This window comes from Thermostichus sp. OS-CIW-33, assembly GCF_054059615.1.
In genome coordinates this window covers 120269-146174 of sequence record NZ_JBSSCH010000009.1, presented here as the reverse complement: position 1 = coordinate 146174, position 25906 = coordinate 120269, and the positions used below count along the sequence as shown (strand labels likewise).

General features: G+C 59.4%; 26 protein-coding genes and 1 pseudogene. 15 read left to right on the top strand and 12 right to left on the bottom strand.

The annotated features are described in order from the left end of the window. The first annotated feature begins 186 nt into the window (after window positions 1–186). Window positions 187–276, top strand: coding sequence for a cytochrome b6-f complex subunit PetN (locus tag ACVWZG_RS08940; protein WP_244349857.1), 90 nt, complete (start codon window positions 187–189; stop codon window positions 274–276). A gap of 91 nt (window positions 277–367) precedes the next feature. Further along, window positions 368–529, top strand: a complete 162-nt coding sequence (locus tag ACVWZG_RS08935; protein WP_011434030.1) for a hypothetical protein — start codon at window positions 368–370, stop codon at window positions 527–529. A 23-nt stretch (window positions 530–552) separates the two neighbouring features. On the opposite strand, the gene ACVWZG_RS08930 is transcribed toward ACVWZG_RS08935, so the two are convergent. The 3 genes from ACVWZG_RS08930 to ACVWZG_RS08920 form a co-directional block, all read right to left on the bottom strand. After that, window positions 553–924 carry a DUF309 domain-containing protein gene (locus tag ACVWZG_RS08930; protein WP_011434029.1) on the bottom strand — a complete coding sequence of 124 codons (372 nt, stop codon included), beginning with the start codon at window positions 922–924 and terminating at the stop codon, window positions 553–555. A 4-nt stretch (window positions 925–928) separates the two neighbouring features. After that, window positions 929–3433 carry a sensor histidine kinase gene (locus ACVWZG_RS08925; protein WP_457405935.1) on the bottom strand — a complete coding sequence of 835 codons (2505 nt, stop codon included), beginning with the start codon at window positions 3431–3433 and terminating at the stop codon, window positions 929–931. Window positions 3434–3647: 214 nt separating this feature from the next. Beyond that, complete coding sequence (locus ACVWZG_RS08920; RefSeq protein WP_457406049.1) at window positions 3648–4427, bottom strand: TatD family hydrolase; 780 nt, start codon at window positions 4425–4427, stop codon at window positions 3648–3650. 207 nt (window positions 4428–4634) lie between these two features. Here ACVWZG_RS08920 and ACVWZG_RS08915 point away from each other — a divergent pair, with 207 nt between their 5' ends. Then, on the top strand, window positions 4635–5222 hold the full coding sequence (locus tag ACVWZG_RS08915) for a thioredoxin family protein (RefSeq protein ID WP_041437584.1): 588 nt from the start codon (window positions 4635–4637) through the stop codon (window positions 5220–5222). Here the strand turns inward: ACVWZG_RS08915 and hisN are convergent. Then, complete coding sequence (gene hisN, locus ACVWZG_RS08910; protein ID WP_457405937.1) at window positions 5207–6055, bottom strand: histidinol-phosphatase; 849 nt, start codon at window positions 6053–6055, stop codon at window positions 5207–5209. The two genes, ACVWZG_RS08915 and hisN, sit on opposite strands and share 16 nt — an antisense overlap. A gap of 35 nt (window positions 6056–6090) precedes the next feature. Here hisN and ACVWZG_RS08905 point away from each other — a divergent pair, with 35 nt between their 5' ends. Both ACVWZG_RS08905 and ACVWZG_RS08900 read left to right on the top strand, forming a co-directional pair. Further along, window positions 6091–6723, top strand: coding sequence for a biotin transporter BioY (locus tag ACVWZG_RS08905; protein WP_457415341.1), 633 nt, complete (start codon window positions 6091–6093; stop codon window positions 6721–6723). Window positions 6724–6898: 175 nt separating this feature from the next. After that, window positions 6899–7324: a hypothetical protein gene (locus ACVWZG_RS08900; RefSeq protein ID WP_414331421.1), complete on the top strand. Its 426-nt coding sequence runs from the start codon at window positions 6899–6901 to the stop codon at window positions 7322–7324. A gap of 293 nt (window positions 7325–7617) precedes the next feature. Here the strand turns inward: ACVWZG_RS08900 and ACVWZG_RS08895 are convergent, their stop codons facing one another. Beyond that, the gene (locus ACVWZG_RS08895) at window positions 7618–7734 is read right to left on the bottom strand and encodes a photosystem II reaction center protein I (protein WP_011434021.1); all 117 of its coding nucleotides are present in this window, start codon (window positions 7732–7734) and stop codon (window positions 7618–7620) included. Between the two features lie 386 nt (window positions 7735–8120). Here ACVWZG_RS08895 and ACVWZG_RS08890 point away from each other — a divergent pair, with 386 nt between their 5' ends. Both ACVWZG_RS08890 and hemB read left to right on the top strand, forming a co-directional pair. Next, window positions 8121–9080: an alpha/beta hydrolase gene (locus ACVWZG_RS08890; RefSeq protein WP_457415338.1), complete on the top strand. Its 960-nt coding sequence runs from the start codon at window positions 8121–8123 to the stop codon at window positions 9078–9080. Window positions 9081–9105: 25 nt separating this feature from the next. Then, window positions 9106–10092, top strand: coding sequence for a porphobilinogen synthase (gene hemB / locus ACVWZG_RS08885; protein WP_414344721.1), 987 nt, complete (start codon window positions 9106–9108; stop codon window positions 10090–10092). Window positions 10093–10103: 11 nt separating this feature from the next. On the opposite strand, the gene ACVWZG_RS08880 is transcribed toward hemB, so the two are convergent. Further along, complete coding sequence (locus ACVWZG_RS08880; RefSeq protein ID WP_414344726.1) at window positions 10104–10640, bottom strand: slr1601 family putative cell division protein; 537 nt, start codon at window positions 10638–10640, stop codon at window positions 10104–10106. 347 nt (window positions 10641–10987) lie between these two features. Here ACVWZG_RS08880 and thyD point away from each other — a divergent pair, with 347 nt between their 5' ends. Then, complete coding sequence (gene thyD, locus ACVWZG_RS08875) at window positions 10988–11908, top strand: thylakoid membrane protein ThyD (protein WP_457405944.1); 921 nt, start codon at window positions 10988–10990, stop codon at window positions 11906–11908. A 16-nt stretch (window positions 11909–11924) separates the two neighbouring features. On the opposite strand, the gene secA is transcribed toward thyD, so the two are convergent. Beyond that, window positions 11925–14798 carry a preprotein translocase subunit SecA gene (gene secA, locus ACVWZG_RS08870; RefSeq protein WP_414389641.1) on the bottom strand — a complete coding sequence of 958 codons (2874 nt, stop codon included), beginning with the start codon at window positions 14796–14798 and terminating at the stop codon, window positions 11925–11927. Between the two features lie 258 nt (window positions 14799–15056). Between secA and ACVWZG_RS08865 the strand changes: the two genes are divergently transcribed. From ACVWZG_RS08865 to purU, 3 genes are read left to right on the top strand one after another with little or no spacing between them, the layout of a single operon-like run. Further along, entirely contained in the window at window positions 15057–15371 is a 315-nt protein-coding gene (locus tag ACVWZG_RS08865) for a TatA/E family twin arginine-targeting protein translocase (protein WP_457415336.1), read from the top strand. A gap of 3 nt (window positions 15372–15374) precedes the next feature. Beyond that, window positions 15375–15635 (top strand): hypothetical protein, encoded by a 261-nt coding sequence (locus ACVWZG_RS08860; protein WP_457403072.1) that lies wholly within the window; start codon window positions 15375–15377, stop codon window positions 15633–15635. A gap of 57 nt (window positions 15636–15692) precedes the next feature. Then, window positions 15693–16541 (top strand): formyltetrahydrofolate deformylase, encoded by an 849-nt coding sequence (gene purU / locus ACVWZG_RS08855; RefSeq protein ID WP_457405947.1) that lies wholly within the window; start codon window positions 15693–15695, stop codon window positions 16539–16541. On the opposite strand, the pseudogene ACVWZG_RS08850 reads toward purU, so the two are convergent. Continuing rightward, a pseudogene (locus tag ACVWZG_RS08850) lies at window positions 16542–16976 on the bottom strand (ABC transporter ATP-binding protein); the annotation flags it as partial. It lies immediately after the preceding gene. A 201-nt stretch (window positions 16977–17177) separates the two neighbouring features. Then, window positions 17178–17486 (bottom strand): gas vesicle protein GvpV, encoded by a 309-nt coding sequence (locus ACVWZG_RS08845; RefSeq protein ID WP_238376787.1) that lies wholly within the window; start codon window positions 17484–17486, stop codon window positions 17178–17180. A gap of 100 nt (window positions 17487–17586) precedes the next feature. Here ACVWZG_RS08845 and ACVWZG_RS08840 point away from each other — a divergent pair, with 100 nt between their 5' ends. Then, complete coding sequence (locus tag ACVWZG_RS08840; RefSeq protein WP_041436747.1) at window positions 17587–18081, top strand: pentapeptide repeat-containing protein; 495 nt, start codon at window positions 17587–17589, stop codon at window positions 18079–18081. Window positions 18082–18095: 14 nt separating this feature from the next. On the opposite strand, the gene ACVWZG_RS08835 is transcribed toward ACVWZG_RS08840, so the two are convergent. Continuing rightward, window positions 18096–18404 (bottom strand): hypothetical protein, encoded by a 309-nt coding sequence (locus ACVWZG_RS08835; protein WP_414330858.1) that lies wholly within the window; start codon window positions 18402–18404, stop codon window positions 18096–18098. Window positions 18405–18598: 194 nt separating this feature from the next. Here ACVWZG_RS08835 and ACVWZG_RS08830 point away from each other — a divergent pair, with 194 nt between their 5' ends. The 3 genes from ACVWZG_RS08830 (at window position 18599) to tenA (ending at window position 21245) form a co-directional block, all read left to right on the top strand. Beyond that, the gene (locus ACVWZG_RS08830) at window positions 18599–19330 is read left to right on the top strand and encodes an aldehyde oxygenase (deformylating) (protein WP_041436745.1); all 732 of its coding nucleotides are present in this window, start codon (window positions 18599–18601) and stop codon (window positions 19328–19330) included. Window positions 19331–19440: 110 nt separating this feature from the next. Next, window positions 19441–20466, top strand: a complete 1026-nt coding sequence (locus tag ACVWZG_RS08825) for a long-chain acyl-[acyl-carrier-protein] reductase (RefSeq protein WP_457405950.1) — start codon at window positions 19441–19443, stop codon at window positions 20464–20466. A gap of 119 nt (window positions 20467–20585) precedes the next feature. Next, entirely contained in the window at window positions 20586–21245 is a 660-nt protein-coding gene (gene tenA / locus ACVWZG_RS08820; protein WP_414416477.1) for a thiaminase II, read from the top strand. Here tenA and ACVWZG_RS08815 read toward each other — a convergent pair. Both ACVWZG_RS08815 and ACVWZG_RS08810 read right to left on the bottom strand, forming a co-directional pair. Next, entirely contained in the window at window positions 21242–21967 is a 726-nt protein-coding gene (locus ACVWZG_RS08815; protein WP_457405951.1) for a uracil-DNA glycosylase, read from the bottom strand. The genes tenA and ACVWZG_RS08815 overlap by 4 nt on opposite strands. After that, window positions 21945–25862 carry a DNA-directed RNA polymerase subunit beta' gene (locus tag ACVWZG_RS08810; RefSeq protein ID WP_457405953.1) on the bottom strand — a complete coding sequence of 1306 codons (3918 nt, stop codon included), beginning with the start codon at window positions 25860–25862 and terminating at the stop codon, window positions 21945–21947. The genes ACVWZG_RS08815 and ACVWZG_RS08810 overlap by 23 nt, the downstream gene beginning before the upstream one ends. Between the last annotated feature and the right edge of the window lie 44 nt (window positions 25863–25906).

Genomic DNA, 25906 nt, shown 5'->3' with positions numbered 1-25906 from the left:
TCAGGACTTGGGTCATGGTTCTATCATAACTTCCGCATTCCTCCCGACACTGACCCTACGGGTACAGTGCGGGGCTCCTGCGATTTCTAGCTGAAAACAGGTGTTCGTAGATGTCCGTTGACAAGGGATCTCCTCTCGTAAAATGGGATCACCTCGAGATAACCCCTCTTTAGCTGGGCTAGACCTATGGACATCATCACCCTTGGCTGGATTGCCGTCCCCACCTTCTTCGTTCTTTCCATTGCCCTGGTGGTCTGGGGGCGCAACGGCATGTAATTTGTCATGCCTGGATTGAGCCTCACATCCATCTTGCATTCATCTTGTTGTTCCTGCCGCCGATATTGACGGGGTTACCCCCGCTCACACCATGGAAACCGATCTTCCCTTGGTCGCCCGCATCGCCTACGGAAGCATCTTTTTGCTGTTGACAGCCGTAACCCTGGGCGTTGGCTACATTACCTTCATCGACTGGCGGGATCGGCGGCGACGCAACGAAGTTGAGCGCAAAGCCCGTCGCTCCAAGCGCTAGCGCCGCTGTTGGGCCTGCTCAGGTCAGTCTTCAACCCAACTCAGGGTGGGGATGGCCAGGTAAGGCAGGGGATCCTGGGGTTGCAGTTGAGAAAGATGCCGCAGGATGCCCTGGTTAGCCTGCCACAGGGCTTGCACATCCCATCCAGCGTAGGTGGGCAGAAAGTCCGCCAGCTTGCGGTTGGCCTCCCCCAACAGGATCATGCAGCCGCGGCGGTTGCCGTTTTGCAGGTGATAGTAGGCCACGGCGGTTTGCAAAAGCCCCTGGTAGAAGCGCCGCTCTGGATCCACTGCCTCCATCCACAGGGCCTCTAGGGTGTCGTGGCAGGCGTAAAATTCCCCCCGGTTAAACTGCTCGGCGGCCAAACGCAACGCTTCTGAGTGGGCATTGCTCATGTGGCTAGGCACAGTTGTGGGCTAGGGGTGAGGTCTGCACAGGCAGGGATCCCTGCGGCAACACCAGGGTAAAGCAGGTTTTGCCTTGAGAGCTCTCCACCGAGACGCTGCCCCCCAGCCGCTGCATCCACTGCTTGACCAAAGCCAGGCCCAGGCCGGTGCCGCCCCGCTTCCAGGGATCCCCGCTGGGAATGCGGTAAAACTTCTCGAAGATGCGCTCCCACTCGCTGTGGGGAATTTCTACTCCCTCGTTGATCACCCGAATTTCCACCTGCTGCGGGCCAGAGCGCTGCGCTGTTACCCAGATGTTGCACCTTGGGGGAGTATACTTGCAGGCGTTGTTGACCAGCTCCTGCACCACCCGCTCCAGGCCACCTTGATCGGTGAGCACCTTGCCCACATTCGGCGCGATCTGCCACTGCAACCGTTGCTGGTTGGCCTGGGCCCGCTGTAGAAACGGCTCCAGCACGCTGGGCAGCCAGGTTGCCAGCGGCACTTCTTCCAGATGGAGCGTTTTGGATCCCTGCTCCAACCGCTGCAGATCCAGCAGGTCGTTCACCAATTCCGCCTCCCGCTCACACTCCTGCTCCAAAATCTTGAGATATTGCTCTCGTTTTTGGGGGGCGCGGGCGGTTTTCAGCAGTTGGATGGCCATCTTCATGTTGGTGATGGGGGTGCGCAGCTCGTGGGAGACGGTGCTCAAAAAATCATCTTTGAGGCGGTTGAGGCGCTCCAGCTCACCAATTTGCTGCACAGAAGCCTGGTAGAGGCGGGCCTGGCGGATGGCAATGGCGCAGTGATCCGCCACCTGCTGCACCACCTGCACCTCCAGTTCATCAAAGCACTCGGCTGCCGGCTTCGCCAGCCAGAGATCCCCCAGCACCCCTTGGTCATCCCGCAGCGGGCACACCAGCAGGGTCAGCCCTTCCCGACGGGGGATCCAGCCCTGCCCAGGCAAGTGGCAGAATTGCACCGCTTGACCCCCTTGCAGGTGCCGGTAAAGATCGGGGTAGTCGGCCAAGGTCAGGGTGATCCCACCGGCAGGTGGTAGAGCAGAGGTGTATTCATAGCGCACCGTCGCCTGGCCAGATGCCCAATCGTAGAGACAGAGATCGCAACCTTGAATGGGCAACCCCAGAGCCAACTCCTGCACCACTGCCCGCAGGATCTGGGCTTCCTCCAAACTGCTGCGCACCTGGTCGGTGACCCGCTGCAAGAGGGCATCCATAGCCAGAGATCGCTGCAGGGCCGCCGTCCGCTCCTGCACCTCCTGCTCCAGACGGGCGTTGAGGGTTTGCAACTGCCGGTAGAGCTGATTTTGCGTAATGGACAGGGCCAAATGTACCCCGACCCGACTCATCAGCTCTTGCTCTGCAGCTGACCAAGCCTTAGGCTCGTCAATTTTCAGCTCCCGCCAGGCAGCAAAAGAAATCAAAGGCAGTTCTTGTCTGGGATCCCCCTGGGTAAACCAACGGTAGCCCGCCCAGTGGGTTTCTTGGTAAACGGCCCCGCGAAACACGCTCAGCCAGCCCACCGGCTGGTCATTCCAGGCGAGCTGGGCCACCAGCAGGCCACGAATGGGTGTCTGCTTCATCTGCTCTTGCAGCTCCGGCCATTTCTCCAAGTGGGATAGCGACCACATCTTGACCCAGCCCCCCGCTCCTCCGGCCCTTCCGAGCTGCTCCTGTAGCCAGGTGTCGTAGCTTGCCGGGGGTTGCACACCATGACAACAGAGGGTGTCTGCGCCCATAAAGTGGATCCGCAGCCGCGCCCCGATCCCCTGCAAACCGGCAGCAAGCTGCTCCAGCACCGTAGTCAAGGTCGTCTCCGGGTGTAGAGGCGAATAAACCAGGGCAGCAATTTGGTTGATGAGGCGTTCCTGCTGCGCCTTCTGCCGCGCCTGCTCCAGCAATTCCGCCTGAGCAATGGCAATGGAAACTTGATCCGCCACCAACTGCACCACCTGCAGCTCTTCTTGGGAGTAGGGACGAGGCTCAGCATGATGGGAGACCAACAGCCCCCATAGCTCCTGGTGATGCATCAGGGGAACCACCAAGGAAGAGGCCACCCCCATGGATTTCAAATAGTGAACATGGCAGGGATCCACAGGCCGCTGTAGCGGCTCGCCCAGCTGATCCCTAGCAGAGAACCCCCAGGACTCCGGCTGGCTGATGGAACGGCTCTGCGCCTCTACATCCACAATCACCCGCGCCTGGGCCGAACGAAACAACCGCCGCGCCTCCACCGGAATATCCCCTGCCGGGAAAGTCAGCCCCAAGAGCGAGGGCAGCCGCTCCCCTCCTCGCGCTTCCGCCACCACCGTCCCATGCCCTTCCGGGTCGAAGCGGTACACCTTCACCCGATCCGTTTCCAGAAAAGACCGTATCTCTTCCGCTGTTGCCTTGAGGATTTCCTCCAGCTCCAGGGATTGCCGAATCTGGTGGGTGATGCGGTTGATGAGGGCATCTCGGCTGGGTCGAGCTGCGGCAGCCCACGTTTCAGTACCCATAGTTGCAAGCCCCTAGCCCCTGGGATTAACGGGAAGTATCTAGAGATACATCCCTTTTTTCCAGCATAGGATGTCTTTGAGAAAGGTAAGCGGGCTCAAAAGAAAAGTTAAAGAAAAAGTTAAAAATGGTAACTCAGGGTTTCCCGGGTTGGAATCGCCTGAGATCTGGAGCCGGGAATGGCCTACGGCTCACCCGCGCCCTCGGAAAGCAGAGCTAGAGGAGAGGCAGCTGAAACAGGCGAGCGGCATTTTGGCTGGTTTCTTCTGCCAGTTTTTCCGGCGGGATTCCCAACAGCTCCGCCAAGGTTTGGGCCACCCGCTGCACATAGGCCGGCTCATTGCGTTTGCCGCGGAAGGGGGTGGGAGCCAGAAAAGGGCAATCGGTTTCCACCAAAAGCTGGGATAGGGGCACCTCCAAGGCCGACCGGCGGACAGTCTCGGCGTTCTTGAAAGTAACAATGCCGCTGAAGCTGATGTAGCAGCCCAGCTCCACAAACTGCCGGGTTTCCACCGGGGATCCGCTCCAGCAATGCATCACCGCCCGCACTGGCCCCCCCGTGGCCATGGCCTCCTTGAGGATGGCGTAGGTGGCTGCTGCCGCCTCGCGGCAATGGACGATCAACGCCAGATCCTGCGCTTGGGCAATGGCAATCTGGGCCCAGAAGGATTCTTTTTGCCGCTCGATATCCGCCGGGTTGGACTTGTAGAAATCCAGGCCCGTCTCCCCGATAGCCACCACTCGCTCGTCGCTGGCGGCCAGGTGGGCGATCTTTTCGGCCAAATCGGGCTGCCACTGGCCCGCCTCCAAAGGGTGCAGCCCCACCGACAAAAATACTTCCGGATACTGGTCGGCAATGGCCTGCAACTGGGGGAATTCTGCCGGTGTTACACAAGAATGCACCAAACGCCGGATCCCCGTCTGACGCCAGCGCTCGGCCACTTGGGGCAGATCCGCGGCAAAATCGGGGTAGTTGAGGTGGACGTGAGTATCCACCAAAGGAGCAGCAGGTAAGACGGCGGTGCTCAAGGCTCAGCTCCCCAACAATCGTGTTGCCAACCTTATCCAATTGTAAAAGCTGTCCCCGGCCTGCTTGGGATCCCTTCCGGCGCTCCCGTTTGCCGGCGAGATCCCCTTGCGACGGCTCCTGTGGGAGCAGGATGATCCACAATGATTGAGGAAACCTTACGCTGGAGGTTTGTTATGGCCCGTACCCCCTCAACCATGCTGCCTTTGGGCACCCCAGCCCCTGACTTCAGCCTGCCGGATGTGGTGAGCGGCCAAACCATCTCCCTCTCCACCTTTGCCGACAAGCCGGCCCTGCTGGTGATGTTCATCTGCCAGCACTGTCCCTATGTGAAGCACGTGCAAGAGGAGCTGGCCCGCCTTGGCAGAGATTACAAGGATCGCGGCGTCGGCATTGTAGCCATCAGCGCCAACGATGTGGAGAAATACCCGGATGACAGCCCAGAGAACTTGAAGAAGATGGCCGAGACCTTGGGCTTTACCTTCCCCTTCTGCTACGACGAAACCCAAGAGGTGGCCAAAGCCTTCACCGCCGCCTGCACCCCCGACTTTTTCTTGTTCGACGCGGATCGCAAGTTGGTCTATCGTGGTCAACTGGACGACAGCCGTCCCAGCCTGACCGATGTGCCGGTGACGGGCAAAGATTTGCGGGCGGCGCTGGATAACCTTCTGGCCGGCAAGCCCATCGATCCCGACCAAAAGCCCAGCCTGGGCTGCAACATCAAGTGGAAACCTGGCAATGAGCCTGCTTATTTCGCTGGGTAGATCCCGCTTTTTTGAATCACGGCCAGGGCCTGTCGATGCAAGCTGGGGTTGGCCGCCGCCAGCACTTCTCCGGTGGAGGTGCGGGTTAAGGGATCCCCTCGCCAATCGGTAATCACGCCACCGGATCCCTCGATCACCGGCACAAGGGCAGCAAAATCGTAGAGGGCAAGGCCACACTCCATCACCAGATCCACACAGCCGCTGGCCAGCAGGCCGTACTGGTAGCCATCGCCCCCATAGGAGGTAATGTGAACTGCTTGGCTGAGCCCCTGGAAGCACCGTTGTTGGTCGGGTTGGGTGAACAAATCAGGGGTGGTACAGCTCAAGTAGGCGCGGCTGAGGTCGGTATTGGCCTTGGTTTGAGCAGCCTGTCGGTGAGAGGGGGTCATCCATTGGGTGGGTTGTCCCCGCACCCCCAGCCAGCGTTCCCGCAACACCGGTTGATCGATGATGCCCAAAATGGGGCGGTCTTCTTCCAAGAGGGCAATCAAAGTGGCAAAGGTGGGCTTGCCGGTGGAAAAGGCGATGGTGCCATCCAGGGGATCCAGAACCCAAGTATAGAGGGATCCCGTCTGGTGAAAACCAAACTCTTCGCCAAGGATGCTGTGTTCTGGCACTTGGGCCATCAGCAAAGCTCGCATGGCCCGCTCTGCCTCCCGGTCGGCCACCGTCACAATTGGGGAGCGGGCCTCTTTGTATTCGGCTTGCAGTTCTCCGCGAAACAGGGGGCGAATCACCGCTCCGGCAGCATCGGCCAGGGCCTGGGCCAGTTCAATCCACTCTGCCTTGACCACCTTTTGCCCACCCCATCTGCCCCTTCCCTTTCTTAGCATAGGGAAAAATTTCCTCTCGGTTTATGCGGTCTGGCTTGCTCTTAACTCCTCTGGAATGGCTTTGGACGGCGATTGGGGTCCTCCTGACCATTTTGGGCACCCTAACCCATTTGAGTTTTCCGCCCGGGCTGCCTGGGTTGGGGGGATACAGCTTCTCGCTGCAAATTGGGGGCGTGTTGCTGACGGCTTGTTTGGCGGGGCCGGTGGCAGCGGTGTGCGCCCAGATCGTCTACCTGGGGTTGGGGCTGGCAGGGCTACAGGTGTTTGCCCAAGGGGGAGGGTGGCAGTACCTATACCAGCCCGCCTTTGGCTACTTGCTGGGGTTTCTGCCAGGAGCCTGGGCCTGCGGGACAATTGCTTTTCCGCAACGGGATCCCTATCCACCCCCTTCTCCTCTGGCCCGCCAACGTGCTGTCGATGGGAAGCGGTTGGCAGGAGGGATCCCTTACTCCCCGGTGGGCCTCCAAGAGCTGGGATCCGGCAGCTTGGTGGCTTTGGCCTTGGTTCACCTGACCGGGATTCTCTACCTTTTGGCCACACAACCCTGGAATGGGGAGTTGCTGAGGTTGATAGGGCTTTACTCCGGCTATACTCTGCCGGGACAGCTCATCGTGGCCAGCTTTGTTGCAGTGATAGCGTTGCTGTTGCGGCGCTTGCTGCTGCTCTGAAGCAAGGGAATCAACTCTGCGCAAAGGCCCATGCAGATTTGGGTCGTGGCGCATCTTTTCTCAAGCTGCAGAGGCAGAAAGTAGCTTAGAGCCGTGCTAACGGCAGTCCCTGAGGGGAGTGTAGATTCTAGTCAGGTCTTGTGAGGATTGACGGGTTTTCGTGAGGAACTGAGGGATGCAACGGACTGCTCTGATCCTTTTGGCCACTGGCCTGGCTGCCTGTGGAGATGGCGGCAGCTCAGGGGGCTCGATCCTGCCCCCACCCCAAGGCCCAACGGTTTCGTTTATCAATGCGCCCACCTCGGTGCGGGTGGGTACCTCCACGCCGGCCTTCACGGTGCAGGTGAGTGTGCCCGGCGGTGCTCGTCCAACGCAGTTCCTCGAGCTGGAAACTTTCAACCCCAGCGGCGTGCGCGTGCAAAGGGAATTCTTCAGCCCACAGCAGGCCGGCTGTAACCCTGGGGCCACCTTTTGTAGCTTCAGTACCGATTTCCGCGTTGCCCTCGGGGATCCCATCGGCGTTTGGCAGTTCCGGATTACCGCGTTTGACCAACAGAATCGCTCCGGATCCCAGACATTGCTGATTACCGCCTTCCAGTGAGCCAGCCGAGTTGCCAGCTTTGAGGCGAGGCCATTCACTCCAGAGGGGAATGGCCGCCACAGGTCGTGCCAGCGGGACGGAGTTGCAATAAGACTGAATCTCGCTCACCGCTGCTGCAACCCATGACCAGCAGCAACTTTGTCGCTACCCCGCCAGCAGGAGCTCCCTGGGCATCCGTTCTCCCATAGCTAGGGCAACCAGCAAGGTTCGGCAAAAACAGGGCCAGAGGCATGCTCCCTCAAGCGATGAGCCAGTTATCACTGGAGTTCGCAAGCTGCCCAAGGCGGGATCCCCTACTCCAGGTCTCGACGGTTGGGGTTACGGGAGGGATCGTTGCTCAAAAAACCAAACACAAAAAGCCCCACAAAAAAGATGACAACCGCGTAAACAGAGATTTTCAGTAACAGCATAGTTTCAGCAACCCGTTTCCGACTGAATGAACCGATGAGGCGCTAAGGCAATGGTAAAGCAAGGGCGAACCACCCCAGAGAGGGGATCCCGTCAAACCTGAGACCCCGCAAAACTTCTTCACAACATCATACCTCTCAGAGGGCCTTTTTCCCGCAAATGGCCCCAGTCTCCCCCCGAGAGATCCTTTCATCCCATCCTCAGAAAAGGCTGCAAAGCTTGGCCTGTTAGGGATCCCCGGCAAGAGCAGAGATTGTTAAGAAATATGCTGGGCTGGAAACAAAGATTGCAACTCCTCAGCGGCGGCAGCGCTCGCGGGCGACTGGGACATAGGAAGATAGGATTTGTGGCTTTGCCGGGTCTTGCCGGACGTGTGTTGGATTTGCCCATGCCTTTTGATCGGTTAGGTGACTTAGAGGCTCTGGATGGGCGGTCGGAAACTCAGCCGCAAACTGCGTCGGGGATCTATCGGCCTCAGGAGTTGCTGCTTTCCGATGGGATCCCAGCTTTTCTGCACCACTGGCCCCAGGGATCCCCTTGCGGACGGGTGTTGCTTTTGCACGGTAAAGGGGATCACGGCGGCGGGTTTTGCCCTTTGGCCGGCGAGTTGGCTGCTCAAGGGTGGGAGGTTTTGGCGCCTGACATGCGGGGATTTGGTCGCTCCGGCGGGATCCGCTGCTGGATCGACCGTTTCAGCCAATATCAAGCCGATCTGGAGAGGATCACGCAGCAGATTTGGCCGCAGAAAGGGATCCCGCAGATCTGGTGTGGGTATAGCGCGGGGGCCAACTGGGTTACGGAATATGCCCTTGCCCATCCCGGCCAGGTGCAGGGCCTGATCCTCATCTCTCCCGCTTTTCGCATCGACCACTATTTCACCCCTTTGACCCACGCCCTTCTGCAAGTTTTGGACAGGGTTATTCCCCAGTTGGCCTTGACCGGCCTCTACGAGCCAGCGCGGGTGACTTCCCTACCCGAGCAGCAAGCCGCCTTTGCGGCGGATCCCCACATGTGTGGTGTAACGCGGGCCAGATTCACAGCCGAACTGGTGCGCAGCGGGCAGCGCTGCCTTGATCAAGCCCATCGGCTCCGCCTGCCGGTTTTGCTGCTTTACACCTCTGCCGATATCGTCGTCAATCCTGCCGGAGCTGTGGATTTTGCCCGTCGGCTGCCCCAGGGAGAAATCCACGATTTTCCCCAGTCCCGCCACGATCTTTTACACGACTGCCAAGCGGAAGCGGTAAAAGAGCCCCTTCGCCGCTGGCTGGCCCGGCATTTCCCCTCTGCCCCGGATGTCGCCCCTCGCCGGACGACCAGCTCAGCCCCTACCGACCTCATGGCAAAATAGAAACGCCCTCTTTCCTGCTGCTCCCATGAGCCAAGACCTGATCTACCGTCCCCGTCGGCTGCGGCGCACAGAGGCCTTCCGCCAGATGGTGCAGGAAACCCACCTGCGGGTGCAGGATCTGATCTATCCCCTGTTTGTCATGGAGGGGGAGAACCAGCGGCAGGAAGTGGAGTCGATGCCCGGCTGCTACCGCTACACCCTAGACCTGCTGCTAAAGGAGGTGGAAGAAGCCGCTCAACTGGGGATCCCGGCGGTGGCCCTGTTCCCGGTGGTGCCGGAAGAGAAAAAGGATCCCACCGGGCAGGAGTGCTTCAACCCGGAGGGCTTGATCCAGCGGGCGGTGCGGCGGATTAAACAGGAAATTCCCGAGATCTTGGTGGTAACCGATGTGGCTTTGGATCCCTACAACAGCGATGGCCACGATGGCATCGTGCGGGATGGGGTGATCCTCAACGACGAGACGGTGGAAGTTTTGGTCAAGCAAGCCCTCTCCCAAGCAGAGGCGGGAACGGATATTGTGGCCCCCTCGGACATGATGGACGGTCGTGTCGGTGCCATTCGGGAGGCCCTGGACGACCAAGGCTATACCGATGTGGCGATCCTGGCCTATTCTGCCAAATATGCCTCTGCCTTCTACGGCCCCTTCCGCGATGCCCTGGGATCCGCGCCCAAATCGGGAGACAAGAAAAGCTATCAAATGGATCCCGCCAATGCTCGGGAAGCCATCAAGGAAGTGGAGCTGGACGAGGCCGAGGGGGCGGACATGGTGATGGTGAAGCCGGCCCTGGCCTACCTGGACATCATCTACCGAGTTAAGGAATCGACGGATCTGCCCGTGGCCGCTTACAACGTCAGCGGCGAGTACGCCATGATCAAAGCCGCCGAACAAAAGGGCTGGATCGACGGCAAAAAAGTGATGATGGAATCGCTGCTGGCCATGAAGCGGGCTGGCGCCGATATCATCCTCACCTACTTTGCCAAAGAGGTGGCCTTGCTTCTCAAACAAGCCTAGGCAGAGGCAGCCTACGGCCTGGCAGGCGACTGGGTGGACTGCCCGATCCAGGAAGGGTGGGTGTTCTTCTCGTCGTCCGCCACCCAGGTACTGGGATCCACCAAACGCACCTGAATTTGATTGCGTGGCACCCGATTCAGCCGTTCCTTGATCAGGGCCTCCTGCTGCAAGGGATCCATACCTCGATCCACCCCCTCCTGCAGCCGAGAAATCCGAGTGGACAAGACCTCGATATGCCGCTCCAGAACCTGGAGCCGGTGGTGCTGAGCCAACTGCACCGGCAAGAGGCGATACAAACCACTGAGGGCAGCCGCCGTAAACAAGACATTCACCCCGATGTGACAGGCCATCTCCCAGACTTGAGGCTCGTGGCCAGGTTCTTGCCGTCCGCGCCGGCGGGAGCGCTGGACAGGGATCGTCCGCCGACCGGAAATTGGGAGAGAGGAGGGAAACCCTGCCCGAACCAGGGATCCCTGCCCTTGGGAGCGATGCACTCGTGGAGCAACAGAGATGTCCAGCCGCGGCCCAGCAACCTGCTCTGCACGCATAGACACGTGGCGAGCCGGGGTACGGGAAGAAGACTTGGGTGTCACGGGTGAAGGGAAGAAAATAGGGGGACGATGAACCACCTCTGCTGCCAAGAAGCGCAGCTAGGGCCTATTGAAGCCGATTTTTCCAGGTGTGTCAGGCTTTGCCGCAAAACATTTTTATTCTTGGGCTTTCTTGGGCTCTGCCACTTCGCCAAGCTCAGCAAACGGATGGCGGGATCCCAGGCAATGGCCAACGCGGGGCAGGAAACGCGCTAGGCTAGAGGTTCGAGTAGCGGAAAGGCTCTGCACCGTTCAAAGGACAAGGGCGGCACAGGGCTTGTGCAGATGCAAGTCGGATCCACATCATGCGCATTGTCATCACGGGTGGAAGTGGTTTTATCGGGCGTCGCTTGGTGGCCCGTCTGCTGGAGCAAGGGGATCAGGTTTTGGTCTTGACCCGCCGCCTGGAGCAGGCCCGCCGCATTTTGGGGGAATCCCCCAACCTCAAGCTGCTGCCCTACGATCCCTACCAACCGCAAGCCTGGGCAGCCGCCCTGGAAGGGTACGAGGGGATTGTCAACTTGGCCGGAGAGCCTTTGGCTTCTTCTCGCTGGACAGAGACCAAGAAAAAAGAAATCCGTCGTAGCCGTGTGGAAACCACCCAGGCCCTTGTCCAAGCCCTCGCCTCCCTCAACCAAAAGCCCCAGGTGATGATCAGCAGCTCGGCGGTGGGTTACTACGGATCCCATCCAGAAGGGGATCCCCTGACGGAGACGGATCCCCCGGCCCAAGATTTTCTGGCAGGAGTCTGTCAGGCCTGGGAAGCTGCCGCCCGGCCGGTTGAGGAATTGGGGATCCGTTTGGCCATCGTGCGCACGGGGATTGTGTTGGGTCCGGATGGAGGAGCGCTGGGGCAGATGCTGGCCCCCTTTCAGTTCTTTATCGGCGGAACGATCGGCTCCGGCAAACAATGGCTGTCCTGGATCCACCGCGAGGATTGGGTGAGCTTGGTCTGCTTCCTGCTGGAGCAGGGATCCGGAGTGTTCAACGCCACCGCTCCCAACCCGGTGCAGATGGAAGAGTTTTGCCGAACCTTAGGCCAGGTCTTGGGTCGCCCCTCTTGGTTGCCTGTGCCGGAGCTGGCGTTGGAACTGCTGTTGGGCGAGGCAGCTCAAGTGGTTTTGACGGGGCAGAAAGTGATCCCGCAAGCGGCTTTGCAGATGGGCTTTACCTTCCAGTACCCACAACTGAAAGAGGCATTACGACAGATCCTCCTCCCCCGCTGACTTCTCTCTACGCCAATTATTCTTCCGTGAAATCGGCTTCCACCACCCCTGAAGCAGAGCTGGGATCAGGGCTGGCAGCCGCAGTGGGTGCCGGAGCCGGTCGCGATGCCTGGGGCACTTGCACAATTTGGGGAGTAAAGATGAATAGGTTGTACACCGTGTTGCGGCGGATGTTGTCCATCATCTCCAGGAACAGCTCGTAGCCCTCGTTCTTGTACTCGATCAGGGGATCCTTCTGACCGTAGCCTCGCAGGCCCACAGCTTCCCGCAGCGCCTCCATCTGCTGCAGGTGTTCCCGCCAGAGGGTGTCCACCTGTTGCAACAGGAAAAAGCGCTCTGCCTTGCGCATCAAACCGGGCTCAAAGGTATCCAGAAAAGCCTCTTTGGCCTCATAGGCCAGTTCTGCCTGCTTGATCAGGTAGTCCAAGATCTGCTCGTAGGAGAGATCCCGCAGATCCTCAACCTTGAGGTTCTGCTTCAAGAGCGGCACAAACTCCTGCATCTTGGCGGTCAGCTTGTCGATTTCCCACTCTTCCGGGGGCAGCTCTGGGTTGACATGCGCTCGCACAATCTCGCCAACGGTTTTGCGCACATAGTCAAGGATCTTGGTCTTGAGGTTTTCCCCCTCCAAGATGCGCCGCCGCTCTGAGTAGATGGCCCGCCGCTGGTTGTTCATCACCTCGTCATACTCGAACACCTGCTTGCGCATGTCGAAGTAGTATACTTCCACTTTTCTCTGCGCATTCTCCAGGCTGCTGCTGAGCAGCGGGTGCTCGATGGGCATATCCTCCTCCACCCGGAACATGTCCATGAGCTTGGCTACCCGCTCGCCACCGAAAATCTTGAGCAGGTTGTCTTCCAAGCTGAGGAAAAACCGCGAGGAGCCGGGATCCCCTTGTCGCCCGGCGCGGCCCCGCAGCTGGTTGTCGATACGGCGGGATTCATGGCGCTCCGTACCGATCACATGCAGGCCCCCCAGCCTCACCACCTCTTCGTGCTCGGCCTCAGTAATTTTTTCGTACTCGGCTTTGATGCTGTTGTAAACCTCCCGCAGTTGCAAAATTAGCGGATCCTGCACCGGCGCTTTCTCGGAAGCTACTGCGATGAGATCCTCCACCACCAGCTCTGGCAGACGGTTCAACCCGTACTTGGTCACCGCTGCCGCCACCACTTCGTCCAAGGCTTGGCTGGTGCGGGCCGACAGCTCACAGGGGTAAAAATTGGGGGAGACCACCGTCCAGGATTTTTTCGGCTTGGGTGCTGTCCCACCAAATCCCTGGCCACCCCCCCGTCCCACCATCTGAACGGATCCCAAGGGGTTGTCGGCGTCCAATTGAGCCAGCTTGGGCATCAGCCGTTCCCGCAGCTTGAGGCGGGCCATGTACTCCGCATTGCCTCCCAAGATGATGTCCGTGCCTCGACCGGCCATGTTGGTAGCAATGGTTACGGCGCCTTTTCGCCCCGCCTGGGCAATGATCTCCGCCTCCCGCTCCACGTTTTCTGGCTTGGCGTTGAGGAGGTTGTGGGGGATCCCCATTTCCTTGAGCATGGCCGAGAGGCGTTCGGATTTTTCCACGCTGGTGGTGCCCACAAGGACGGGGCGCCCCTGGGCGTGCATGTGGGCAATTTCCTCGGCAACCGCTTGCCATTTGCCCCTTTCGGTCTTGTACACCAAGTCGGGGGCATCTTTGCGGCGGATGGGTCGGTTGGTGGGGATCACCGTAACTTCCAGGTTGTAGGTTTTGCCGAACTCGGCCTCCTCAGTGCGAGCCGTGCCCGTCATGCCGGAAAGCTTGGGATAGAGCAGAAAAAGGTTTTGGTAGGTGATGGTGGCCAGGGTTTGGCTCTCGCTTTGAATCGGCACCCCCTCTTTGGCCTCCACCGCCTGGTGCAGCCCATCAGACCAGCGGCGGCCGGGGAGCACCCGCCCGGTGAACTCGTCCACGATCACCACCTCTTGATTGCGGACGATGTAGTGGACATCCTTGATGAAGAGCTCTTTGGCCTTCACCGCGTTAAAGACAAAGTGCGCCCAGGGATCCTTGGGATCAAACAGGTCAGAGACCCCCAGCAACCGCTCGGCGGCTTCAAACCCCTCGTCGGTAAGGATGACGTTGCGGGCTTTTTCATCCACCTCATAGTGTTCATCTCGGATCAGCTCCCGCGCCACCTGGGCTGCCCGCAGGTATTTTTCGGAGGGGCGAGCCACCTGACCGGAGATGATCAGGGGAGTGCGGGCCTCGTCGATAAGGATTGAGTCCACCTCGTCGATGATGCAGTAGTTAAAGGGCCGTTGCATCACCTCTTTGATGTCGGTGGCCATGTTGTCCCGCAGGTAGTCGAAGCCCAGCTCGCTGTTGGTGCAATAGGTAATGTCGCAGTTGTAGCTGCGGCGCTTTTCTTCGGGTGACATGCCCTCTTGCACTAGACCGACCGTCAGGCCCAAGAAACGGTGCACCTGCCCCATCCACTCCGAGTCGCGCCGCGCCAAGTAGCCGTTGACGGTAACGATGTGAACCCCCTTCCCAGTCAGGCCGTTCAAGTAGGCAGGCAGGGTGGCGACCAGGGTTTTCCCCTCGCCGGTTTTCATTTCGGCAATCTGGCCTTCGTGCAGCACCATGCCGCCGATGAGCTGTACGTCGTAATGGCGCAAGTTCAAAACTCGCTTGGCGGCCTCCCGCACCACGGCAAATGCCTCCGGCAAGAGATCGTCCAGAGATTCTCCTCTGTCTAAGCGCTGGCGAAACTCCGTGGTCTTGGCCTTGAGCTCCGCATCCGAAAGAGAGGCGATCTCGATCTCCAGCGAGTTGATCAGCTTGACGACAGGACGGTACTGCCGGATCTTCCGATCGTTGGGATCCCCGAGGAGCTTTTGTAGGGTTTGGAGCATGGGCAAGCCTAGGCCAATGAAGAACATTGATTAATGATGCAATTCTACCATTTTGACTTGGCCGGCCAGGGAGAGGTGGGCCCAGATGAGCTGAGAGGAGAACACCAAAGCCAACCAAAGCCATCAGAATGGATGAGGAGAGCCGGCAGTTACTTGCAGTCCGCGGCAAGAAAATGTCACTCTAGGGAGGCGAAGGGATCCCGACCAAACCGTACTCTGCCGAGGCTCATGAATTTTTTGGGTGTTGGACTGCCGGAAATGTTGGTCATCTTTGCGGTGGCTCTCTTGGTTTTTGGGCCCCGCAAACTGCCGGAGATTGGTCGCACGCTGGCCAAAACCCTGCGCAGCCTGCAGGACGCTTCCAGAGAGTTCGAGGCGCAACTGAACAAAGAGGCCCAAGAGCTGGAAAAAGCCACCCGCGGGACAACGGCTGCCGCCCCTCCCAAGGTTTCCCGAACAGCAGCCGCGGCTGAGCCCAAAGCCGAGTCGGTCGCCACAGCCGATACACCCACCTCAGAGATGGCTCCCCCCCCATCCGTAGCCGACGACGCTCAAACCGCAGACGCTGCTTAGTCTATGCCCCGCTTTAACCCCCTTTGCTTCGGCATGGAAATCACGCGCCTGTTCGAGCAAGGGCAGTCCTACTTCGCTCCTGCTAAAGTGGAGACCTGGCTGCGGCAGCATGGCCAAAACCCGTCCGACTATGAGATCTCGTTTCACCAGGAACTGCCCCCCGCCGGCTCTTCTGCGGCGATGTGGATTCGCATCGACCTAAAGCGTTGGGATGGCCAGCCGGTGGATCCCTGGCTATTGGAAGAGATCAACCGGGTAGATTGAGAATGGATTGCTCTTGGGGAGAGCCAGTCCCCACAAAGTTGAGGCTGTTGTCTACCGATGCCCAGTGCCACCCTGTTGGTATCTTGCCCTGATCAAAAAGGGCTGGTAGCCAAGCTCTCCAGCTTCATCTACAGCTACGGCGGCAACATCATTCACGCCGATCACCATACGGATCCCGAGGCAGGACTGTTCTTGAGCCGCATCGAGTGGGACTTGGAGGGCTTCCAACTGGAGCGAGGGGAAATTGTCCCCGCCTTTTCGGGTATTGCCCGTGGGATCCAAGCCAACTGGGAACTGCATTTTTCCGACACTCGCCGTCGCCTTGCAGTGTGGGCCAGCAAGCAAAGCCACTGCCTTTTGGATCTGATCTGGCGGCAAAGGGCGGGAGAACTGCCCGCCGAGATCCCCTTGATCATCAGCAATCACCCCGACCTGGAATCGGTGGCCCGCTCCTTCGGTATCGATTACTACCACATCCCCGTTTCTCCAGAGGGCAAAGCCGCAGCCGAAGCCCGTCAGCTCGCTCTCCTGCAGGAATATCGAATTGACCTGGTGGTGTTGGCCAAGTACATGCAGGTCTTGAGTGGGTGGCTGCTCCGCCAAGCCCCGCCGGTCATCAACATTCACCATTCCACCCTGCCCGCCTTTGCCGGAGCCAACCCCTACCACCGCGCCCATCAACGGGGGGTGAAGATCATCGGCGCGACTGCCCACTATGCCACCGAAGATCTGGACGAAGGGCCGATCATCGAGCAAGACGTGGTGCGGGTCAGTCACCGCGATACCGTTGCCGACCTCGTCCGCAAAGGCCGCGACATGGAACGCCTAGTCCTGGCACGGGCAGTGCGGTATCACCTGGAGAATCGGGTGCTGGTGTACCACAACAAAACGGTGGTGTTTGCCTGATCAGCCCGCGGGCGCAGCGTCGCTCAACGGGATCCCTTTCTGGTTTCGTAGGAGAGCCAAGATCTCGTCCTTCACCTCTTGGAAGGAAGAAGTGCGCTTGAGACTGTAGTCGCGCCGACTGGGGAAATCAACCCGGAGCTCCCGTTTCACCCGCCCAGGATGGGACGTGAGTACATAGATGCGCTGGGCCAGAAAGACGGCCTCTTCCACATCGTGGGTAATCATCAAAATTGAGGTGCGCGTGCGCTGCCAGAGATCCAGCAAAAACTCCTGCATCGTCTCCTTGGTTTGCACGTCCAAAGCGCCAAAAGGCTCATCCATGAGCAAAATCTTCGGCTGGGCCGCCAGAGCTCGGGCAATGGCCACCCGCTGCTGCATACCGCCCGAAAGTTGCCTGGGCAGGGCCTTAGCAAAACGCTCTAGACCGACGATATCTGACGATATCTGGGGAGAAGAAGTCATAAGCCCTGAAGTTCAGGTAACTGTGCAGCCAGCTTGAGAACAGCTGTTCGCTGGCCCAGATTCTGGAGTCGGGTTGAGATAAGCAGCAAATAGTTAAGTTGGCTACAGAATCCCCTGACTTGTTGCTTAGGTCTGCTTTGAATCTTGGGTCTTCTTTGAGATTTATAGGATCCCTCAATACTCGAAGGTCATGGGCGGGAAGCGGGAAGGGCGGGATCTGAGCTGGGCGGGTTCAGAGGCAGGAGCGGGATCCCGAAAGGCTTTTGCCTCCTGCTGAAGGTGTTGCATGGCCTGCTCGATTTCCTGAAGTCGCGCGTGGATTTGCCCTTGCCGCTCTCGAATAAACTCTAGCTCTTGGTTGAGCCGCTGCTTTTCGACAGTGAGCTGCTGCATTTCGGCATAGAGGGCGGATTCGGTTTGGCGGCGAGGGATCGAGCGCAGCTTGGGGCGAGGTCGAGTTCGGGGCACACGGGGCAAGCTCATAAGGGGGGATCCCGGAAAACGGCTTGCGCCTATCCTAGCGTGCTCTTGGCGGCCCTTCTATTCCTAGGTAGGATCCATTCGTCCGGTGTGGAAAACAGCGATGGTGGAAACTGGAGCAGACCTGTTGCAACGCTACGGCAGCGGTGAGCGGGACTTCAGCAACAGCCAACTGGCCGGAGCTGATCTGGCCGGGGCCGACTTGGCCGGGATCGACTTGGGGGGATCCATTCTCCGCCAGGCAAAGCTGGCCTCTGCCAACCTGGAGCGGGCCTACCTGAGCGGCGCCGACCTCAGCCAAGCGGATCTGCAGGGATCCAACCTGCGGCTGGCCAACCTAGAGAAAGCCAAGCTGCAGGGATCCCGATTGCAAGGAGCCAACTTGCGTGGGGCCAACCTGGCCGAAGCGGACTTGAGCGAAGCCGATCTCAGCCAAGCAGACCTGGCAGGGGCCAATCTCACCGGGGCCAACTTGAGAGGAGCCCTTCTGGCCCAGTGCAAACTCAAGCTGGCCAACCTGCGAGGGGCTTGCTACGACGCCACCACTCAGATGGAAGCGGGTGTTACACCGGTGGAGCTGGGCATGGTTCAAGCCTAGAGGGGGAAATGGGGCTAGTCCTCCGGCTCCAAGTCCAGGATCTCCTGAATTTCGGCATCGGTATAGCCCACCGCCCGCAACTTCTCCGATACCGTCTGAATCTCCCCTGGAGACAAATCCTGCTGCCGTACCCGATCCCAGAGATTGGCCACAATCTGCAGCAGCAAACCGCTGCTCTCCGCCTCAAACAGCTCAAAAGCCGTGGCTAGCTCAATGGCCTGCAACACCTCCTCGGCACTGCCAATCGGCTGATCGAGGGATCGTTCCTCCAGCTCCACCAGCAACTGGCGCAGTTGGTTCAGGCCATCCCCAAGAGCAGACATACAGCAGGCTCCACAACGGCACTCGAACCCTCACCCTAGCAGACCCCTATCATTCCGCAAAAGGAATCCCGCCAATTCTGCGGCAGCTACAGCTATTCTGATTAAGAGAGCGATTCAACTGCAATCGAGGCGATTGTCGAGTCAGCATAGACAATCAACAACACCCAAACAACACCGAGAGGAGATGCATGAGTATGGCCCCAGTGAACGTCCTGCCCAATACCCCCCAGCCTTTAGCCGATGAGGGTGGCACCACCTTGGACTATGGCAGCGCGGTTTACCGGCAGGCCTACTCTCGCATCAACGGCATTGTGATCGAAGGGGAACAAGAAGCCCACGACAACTACCTCAAGCTGGCCGAGATGTTGCCGGAAGGGGCAGAGGAGCTGCACAAGCTGGCCAAGATGGAATTGCGGCACATGAAAGGCTTTCAATCCTGCGGCAAAAACCTGCAGGTAGAGCCGGATAGGGAGTTTGCCCGCACTTTCTTCGCCCCTTTGCGCAACAATTTCCAAAAAGCGGCAGCAGCCGGAGACCTAGTTACCTGCTTGGTCATTCAGTCGCTGATCATCGAATGCTTTGCCATTGCCGCCTACAACATCTACATCCCCGTCGCCGATGAGTTTGCCCGCAAGATCACCGAGGGGGTGGTCAAGGATGAATATCTGCACCTCAATTTTGGAGAGCGCTGGCTAGGGGAGCATTTTGGCGAGGTCAAAGGGCAGATCGAAGCGGCCAACGCCCAGAACCTGCCTTTGGTGTGGCAGATGCTGCAGCAGGTGGACCAGGATGTAGAAGCCATCTATATGGATCGCGAGGCCATCGTCGAGGATTTTATGATTGCCTATGGAGAGGCGCTGGCCAACATCGGCTTCAGCACCCGCGAGGTGATGCGCCTCTCTGCCCAGGGTTTGCGGGCAGCATGACCCACCTCAGCATTCATCCTCTGCCGGCGGACTGCAGTTCTAGGCTGGCTACAGGCGGGTATGGACATGTTTTGATGGGATCCATCAGTTATCCAAGCGGGTAAACCTTTATGTTCGGCCTGATTGGGCACTTGACCAGCCTGGCCCATGCGAAGCGGGTGGCAGACAAGCTGGGTTATTCCGAATATGCGGAGAGCGACCTGGAGTTCTGGTGCATGGCTCCCCCTCAGGTGGTGGACGAGATCACGGTAACCAGCATCACCGGCCAAAAGATTTATGGGCAGTACGTCGAATCCTGTTTCTTGCCGGAGATGTTGGCGGGGGGACGGGTGAAGGCAGCTTGTCGGAAAGTGTTGAATGCCATGGCCCTAGCCCAGCGGCGCGGCTTGAACATTACTGCTTTGGGGGGATTTAGCAGCATCATTTTTGAGACTTTTCGCCTCGACAGTCTCCGGCGAGTCCGCAACATTGACTTGGAGATCCAACGCTTTACCACCGGCAATACCCACACGGCCTACATCATCTGTCAGCAACTGCAGTTGGCGGCCCAGCGCTACGCCATGGACTTGGCAGCCGCTACGGTTGCGGTGGTGGGGGCGACCGGAGATATCGGCAGCGCCATTTGTCAATGGTTGGTGGCCCACACTCACTTGGGCAAATTGTTGCTCATCGCCCGAGAGCGACGGCGTCTGGAGGAATTGCAGGCCAACCTCAAGCAGGGGGAGATCTGTTCGCTGGAAGAGGCCCTGCCCCGCGCTGACTTTATCGTTTGGGTGGCCAGCATGAGCCAAGGCATGGCCCTCGATCCCCAAGTTTTGCCGGATCCCTGTGTCATCATCGACGGTGGCTACCCGAAGAACATCGCCTCCAGCTTGCATCGGAAGGGGCTCTACGTCATTGACGGGGGGATGGTGGAGCACTCTTTGGACATTGAATGGAACATCATGCAGTTTTTGAATGTGGCCAACCCGGCCCGTCAGCTTTTCGCCTGCTTTGCCGAGTCCATGCTACTGGAGTTTGAGGGGCTGCACACCAATTTCAGTTGGGGCCGCAATTTGATCACCCTTGAGAAATTGGATCTGATCGGGCAGCTTTCTCGCAAGCATGGGTTCCGCCCCCTCATGCCCGAAGCCTAATTGAGATTCAAAATGAAGAGAGTCTCAGCCACAGCAGAGGTGCTGCCCCCGGTTAGGTCAATCAGCCCTCGACCGAAGCCGGACAAAACCCGAAGACCAAACGCCGAGAGACGGTCGCCATGCCCCAGTCCTTTACAGCCCACCTTTGGCAAGCCATTCAGCCCATCTACAAGCAAATCCTCGATCACCCCTTCAACCGAGAGTTGGCAGCGGGCAGCCTATCGCGGCAGCGGTTCCAGTTTTACTTGCAGCAGGATGCTCTTTATCTCACCGACTTTGCCCGCGCCCTGGCCTTGATTGGAGCTCGTTCCGAAGGGGCTGAGCAGGTGGTGAGTTTCTTGAACTTTGCCCTGGGAGCCATTGTGGCCGAACGCAGCCTGCACGAAAGCTATTTTCGCCTCTACGACATTCAACCCGAAACAGCCTATGCCCCTGCCTGCTTCGCCTATACCCGTTTTTTGTTGGCTGCGGCGGCTGTGGATCCCTATGAGGTGGCCATTGCCGCTGTGCTGCCCTGCTTTTGGATCTACCGAGAGGTGGGATCCACCATCTATCGCACCGCGCAGCCTGACAATCCCTACCAACAGTGGATCGACACCTACGCCGGGGAAGAATTTGCCCAAGTGGTGCAGCAGGCTTTGGACATCACCGACTCCGTCGCTCAGCAGGCTACAGAACCGCTGCGGGAAAAGATGAGGGCAGCTTTTGTCACTGCCTCCCGGTTGGAATGGCTGTTTTGGGACAGTGCCTATCGCCTCGAATCTTGGCAACCCGCCTAATCCTCAGCCGGTCGGGCTGGCTTACCAGACAGCAACTGCTGGGCTTGCGCGAAAACGGCATCCAACATCGGCTCCGTCAGCAGCCGTGTGGCCGTGTTGCGCCGGCTGGGATGGTAAGACGCCAGCAAATAGCGACCCTCTGCCAGGGGAATAACGCAGTTGTGGCCAAAGCGGGGACGGGGCCTGAGAGGTGGCAAGAGCGTCAGAGCGTGTTGGAAGGCAAAATGCCCCAACGTCAGGATCACTCGCACCTGGGTTAGCAGTTCCAGCTCTTGCTTCAGGTAGCCCAGGCAGGTCTTGGCTTCTATGGCGGTGGGGCGGTTCTCCGGGGGCACACAGCGCACCACTGCCGAGATGTAGCAATCCTGCAATTGCAGGCCATCCTCTCGGTGGGTAGAGGTGGGCTGATTGGCAAACCCGGCTCGGTACAGGGCGCGAAACAGCCAGTCCCCGCTGGGATCCCCGGTAAACACGCGCCCGGTGCGGTTGCCCCCATGGGCTGCCGGCGCCAACCCGATCACCCACAGCCGCGCCTGCGGATCCCCGAACCCTGGCACCGGTCGGCCCCAGTAGAGCTGGTCGCGAAAACGGGCCACCTTCTGAAGGGCGACTGCCTCTCGCCAGGCCACCAAGCGGGGGCAGCGGCAGCAACTGACGATTTCAGTTTGCAAAGTGGCCCAATCCTGGAGACCCAGCGCCTCACTCCTCCTCCTCGTCGTCATCCTCCTCTAGCTCGTCGAAGGCAGGGGTGGAATCGTCGATCAATTGATCATCTTCCAAGATCAAACGAGGCGGCAGCTCCGGCAACACCGCAGGCTCTTCCTCCTCTTCGTCAGGCTCCGGCTCGGCGGCAATCTCCTCGTAGGTGGTGAAGCCCGTGCCTGCCGGGATCAAGCGCCCGATGATTACGTTTTCCTTCAAGCCGCGCAGCCAGTCGGATTTGCCCTCAATGGCCGCCTCAGTCAGCACGCGGGTGGTTTCCTGGAAGCTGGCCGCTGAGATGAAGCTGTCGGTATTCAAGCTGGCCTTGGTGATCCCCAGCAGGACGGGCGTGTATTTGGCCGGCGCTCCTCCAGTAATGGCCATGGTGGCGTTGGTCTGCTGGATTTCCCGCAACTCCACCAGCTCGCCCGGCAGCAGGATGGTGTCGCCGCCATCATCCACCCGCACCTTCGAGGTCATCTGGCGCACCACGATCTCGATGTGTTTGTCGGAGATCTCCACCCCCTGGGAGCGGTAGACGTTCTGCACTTCGTTCACGAAGAAGCGCTGCACCTCCCGCAAAGCCAACCGCGCGGCTTGGTCATCTCCCAAGGTTTGGCGATGGTACTCGTAGTAGATCTCCAAGAGGTCGTGAGGGTTGGCAGGGCCATCGGTAAGGGGATCCCCCACCCCCACCGGCTGTCCATCTACCACGATCAAGCTCTGCCCCGGCAGCACAGGATAGTCTCTAACCGTGCCATCGGCTTCGATGACCTTGAGATCTGGCTCTTCTCCCCGCCAGCTCAGTTGAACGGTGCCGGGCCGCTTGGCCAGAACACACATTTCCTTGGGCTTGCGGGCCTCCAGCAGCTCCTCAATCCGCGGCAGACCCTGGATGATGTCCCCCGTCTTGGCCCGCTCAAACACCAGGAGGGCCAGGGAATCCCCCCGCTGCACCAGATCGCCATCTCGTACCTGCAGAATGGCACCCGCAGAAACCAAGTAGGGCCGCGCTATCCGCAACACCACTTGGCCGTCCGTTATCTGCATTACCTGTCCCGACTGTGGAGAAGGGATCCCAGGCGCCAGCTCATCTCCGGCCCGCACCAGCGCCCCTACCGCCACGCTGGCTGAACCTGTCAGGGGCACCTGCACCAGATCGTCGTCGGTAATCACCAGCACCCGCCGTACCACCTCCGCTCCCTCGCGGATCCCTTGGACGATCCCGGCCTTTTTGGCTTGGATTTCGGTGCGGGCGATAACATCTCCGCTGGCGATGGAGTCTCCTTCCTTCACCAACAGCCGCGTGTGGGTACTCCCCTGCGTCAGATCCGCTTCCACGTCGCGGCGCAGCAACAGGGTTTCCAGAATCACCAGTTGCAGGCGGCGAATATCTGGATCCTTCTCATCTTGGATCAGCTCGATATCGGCCTTCAGTTGTGGGGCGTCGGTATCGATTTCCAGCACCAGTTGGGTGCGCAGGAGCTCTACAGGGCCTACCGACTTCACCCGCTCCCCATCTTTGAAGGGAACCCGCTGCACCGCCCGCAGACGAATGGAGCGACCGGACTCGCTGGTGGACTCTTGAGTGGGCACCAAGGGCCGGTCGGGGATCTCGTACTCCTGCACCGGACGCAGCAGCAAGCCTGGGCCTTCGGGAGTTTCCACGTGTTCCAGGTAGACCAGTCGGTCGGGAACGATGCTGCTGAGCACCGGTTGCCCTGGCTGGATTAGGGTGCCACTTTTCACTTCCAAGTCGGCGGGGTTGTCCACCAGATGCAGGGATCCCGGCTTGATGACAATCTCCCGCAGAATGTCGTTCTTCTGGATGACTTCGACAACACCGGCATTCTGGCAAAAGATGTCTTTCACCACCTCAGTGCCTGCTTCCACATACTGGCCATCGTCCACGTTCAGCAGGGAGATGTCCTTGTTCACCTCGTGGGTCTCTTCCGGGATCCACAGCAGGGTGCCGCCCTGGATGACTTCGTAACCTTGCTTGGCCTTGCCGCGCCGTGCCACCTCAATGCCGGCGAACTTCACCAAGCCTCCCGTCTGACTGCGGAAGTGGTTGTCGATCAGCTCCGCCACCACCTCATCGTTGCCCACTTTGGTGCCCGGAGTAGCCTTGAGAACAAAGGTCTGCCCACTGGAAGTGTCCAGCAAAAATTGTTCCCGCCCCTGGTGGGATTCCACCCGTACCCGTGCTTCCCGCAACACCACCGAAGCGTTGATGATCTCCACCTCGCGCCCACTTCTGGTGTCGCTGCGCTCCGGTAGCCGCACAATACCGCCATGCTCCGTCACCAGCGAGGTTTCGGCGATCACATCCCCCGCCTGCACCCGATCCCCGTTTTTCACCACCGGCTCGGCCCCCGGAGGCAGGTTGTACACCTGTCCAGACATCACCCAGATCAATCCCTGCCGCTGGGCAGTGTAGGTGGTGTTACCCTGGCGGTCAGTCTTCTCCTCGATGGGCAGATCGGCAAAGCGAATTTCTCCAGCCAGGTCGGCCACCACCTCTTTCTGGGCTTTCTCGGTGCTCTTACGGCTGGCCTTGGCCAGGGACACCTCTGCAATCAACTGATCCCGCTGCACCTGGGCTCCGTCCCGCACCAGCAGGGTGGATCCCTGGGTCATGTCGAAGGACTCCCGTTGACCGTCTGGGCCTTCCAAGATGATTTGGTTGTTTACCTCCACTTGTAGAGCATCGTCGCCGTGGCGGGTACGGAAGGGGCGGGTGCGCAGATTTTTCGGGAACCGCACCACACCCGCAAAGGGGGCGCGAATTTGGCGGGCCACCTCCCCTGTAAACACGCCTCCCGTGTGGAAGGTGCGCATGGTCAACTGGGTGCCCGGCTCCCCAATCGATTGGGCGGCGATGATCCCGACCGCTTCCCCCAGATCCACCAAGCGGGAATGGGCCAGGCTCCAGCCATAACACATCCGGCACACGGAGCGGTTGGCTTCACAGGTGAGGGGAGAACGCACCATCACCTGCCGGATGCCGGCCTCCACAATCGTCTTGGCCAGGTCGTGATCCACCTCTTGGTTGCGACGGGCGAGGATCTCCTGGGTTTCTGGGTGCACCACGTCGCGCGCCAGCACTCGGCCCACCAAGCGCTCCTCCAGAGACACCACCACCTTGTCCCCATCCATCAGGTATTCCAGGAGAATGCCCTGGTCGGTGCCGCAGTCAGATTCCCGCACGATCACATCCTGAGACACATCCACCAAGCGGCGGGTGAGGTAGCCAGAGTCGGCGGTGCGCAGGGCCGTATCCACCAAGCCCTTGCGGGCCCCATAGGAAGAGATGATGTATTCGGTAACGGTCAGGCCCTCGCGGAAATTGGTTTTGATGGGCAAATCGATGATCTCCCCCTGGGGGTTGGCCATCAGGCCGCGCATGCCCACCAACTGGCGCACCTGGGAGACGTTCCCCCTTGCCCCCGAGTTGGCCATCATGTAAACGGAGTTAAGGGGATCGTTCTGGCGGAAGTTGCTGAGCATCTCCTCCTTGATCTGGTCGTTGGTTTGGTTCCAGGTGTCGATCACCTTTTGGTAGCGCTCCACCTCTGTGATTTCCCCGCGGGTATAGCGCTCGGTGGCCGCCTCGATCTCGGCTTCCGCTTGCGCCAACAACTGCCGCTTGCTGGGGGGAACGCGCAGATCTTCGACGCTGATGGAGACGGCTGCCTGGGTGGCGTATTTGAAGCCCAGGGTCTTCAGAGCATCCGCCATCTGAGCGGTGCGGGCCGTGCCGTAGCGGGCAAAAGACCAGGCAATCAGGTTACGCAGCTCTTTTTTGCCAATTTGATAGTTGCGAAAGGGCACAGGGGGCAAAGGGGCGTCGGCTTTGTTGCCGTCGGCAGCCTGCCGCGACAGGCCAGCGGAAAATCGTCCTTTTTCGCTCATGATGCCTCGCTAGAGAGAAGAGGAGAGAGGGGAGAGAAGAGCCG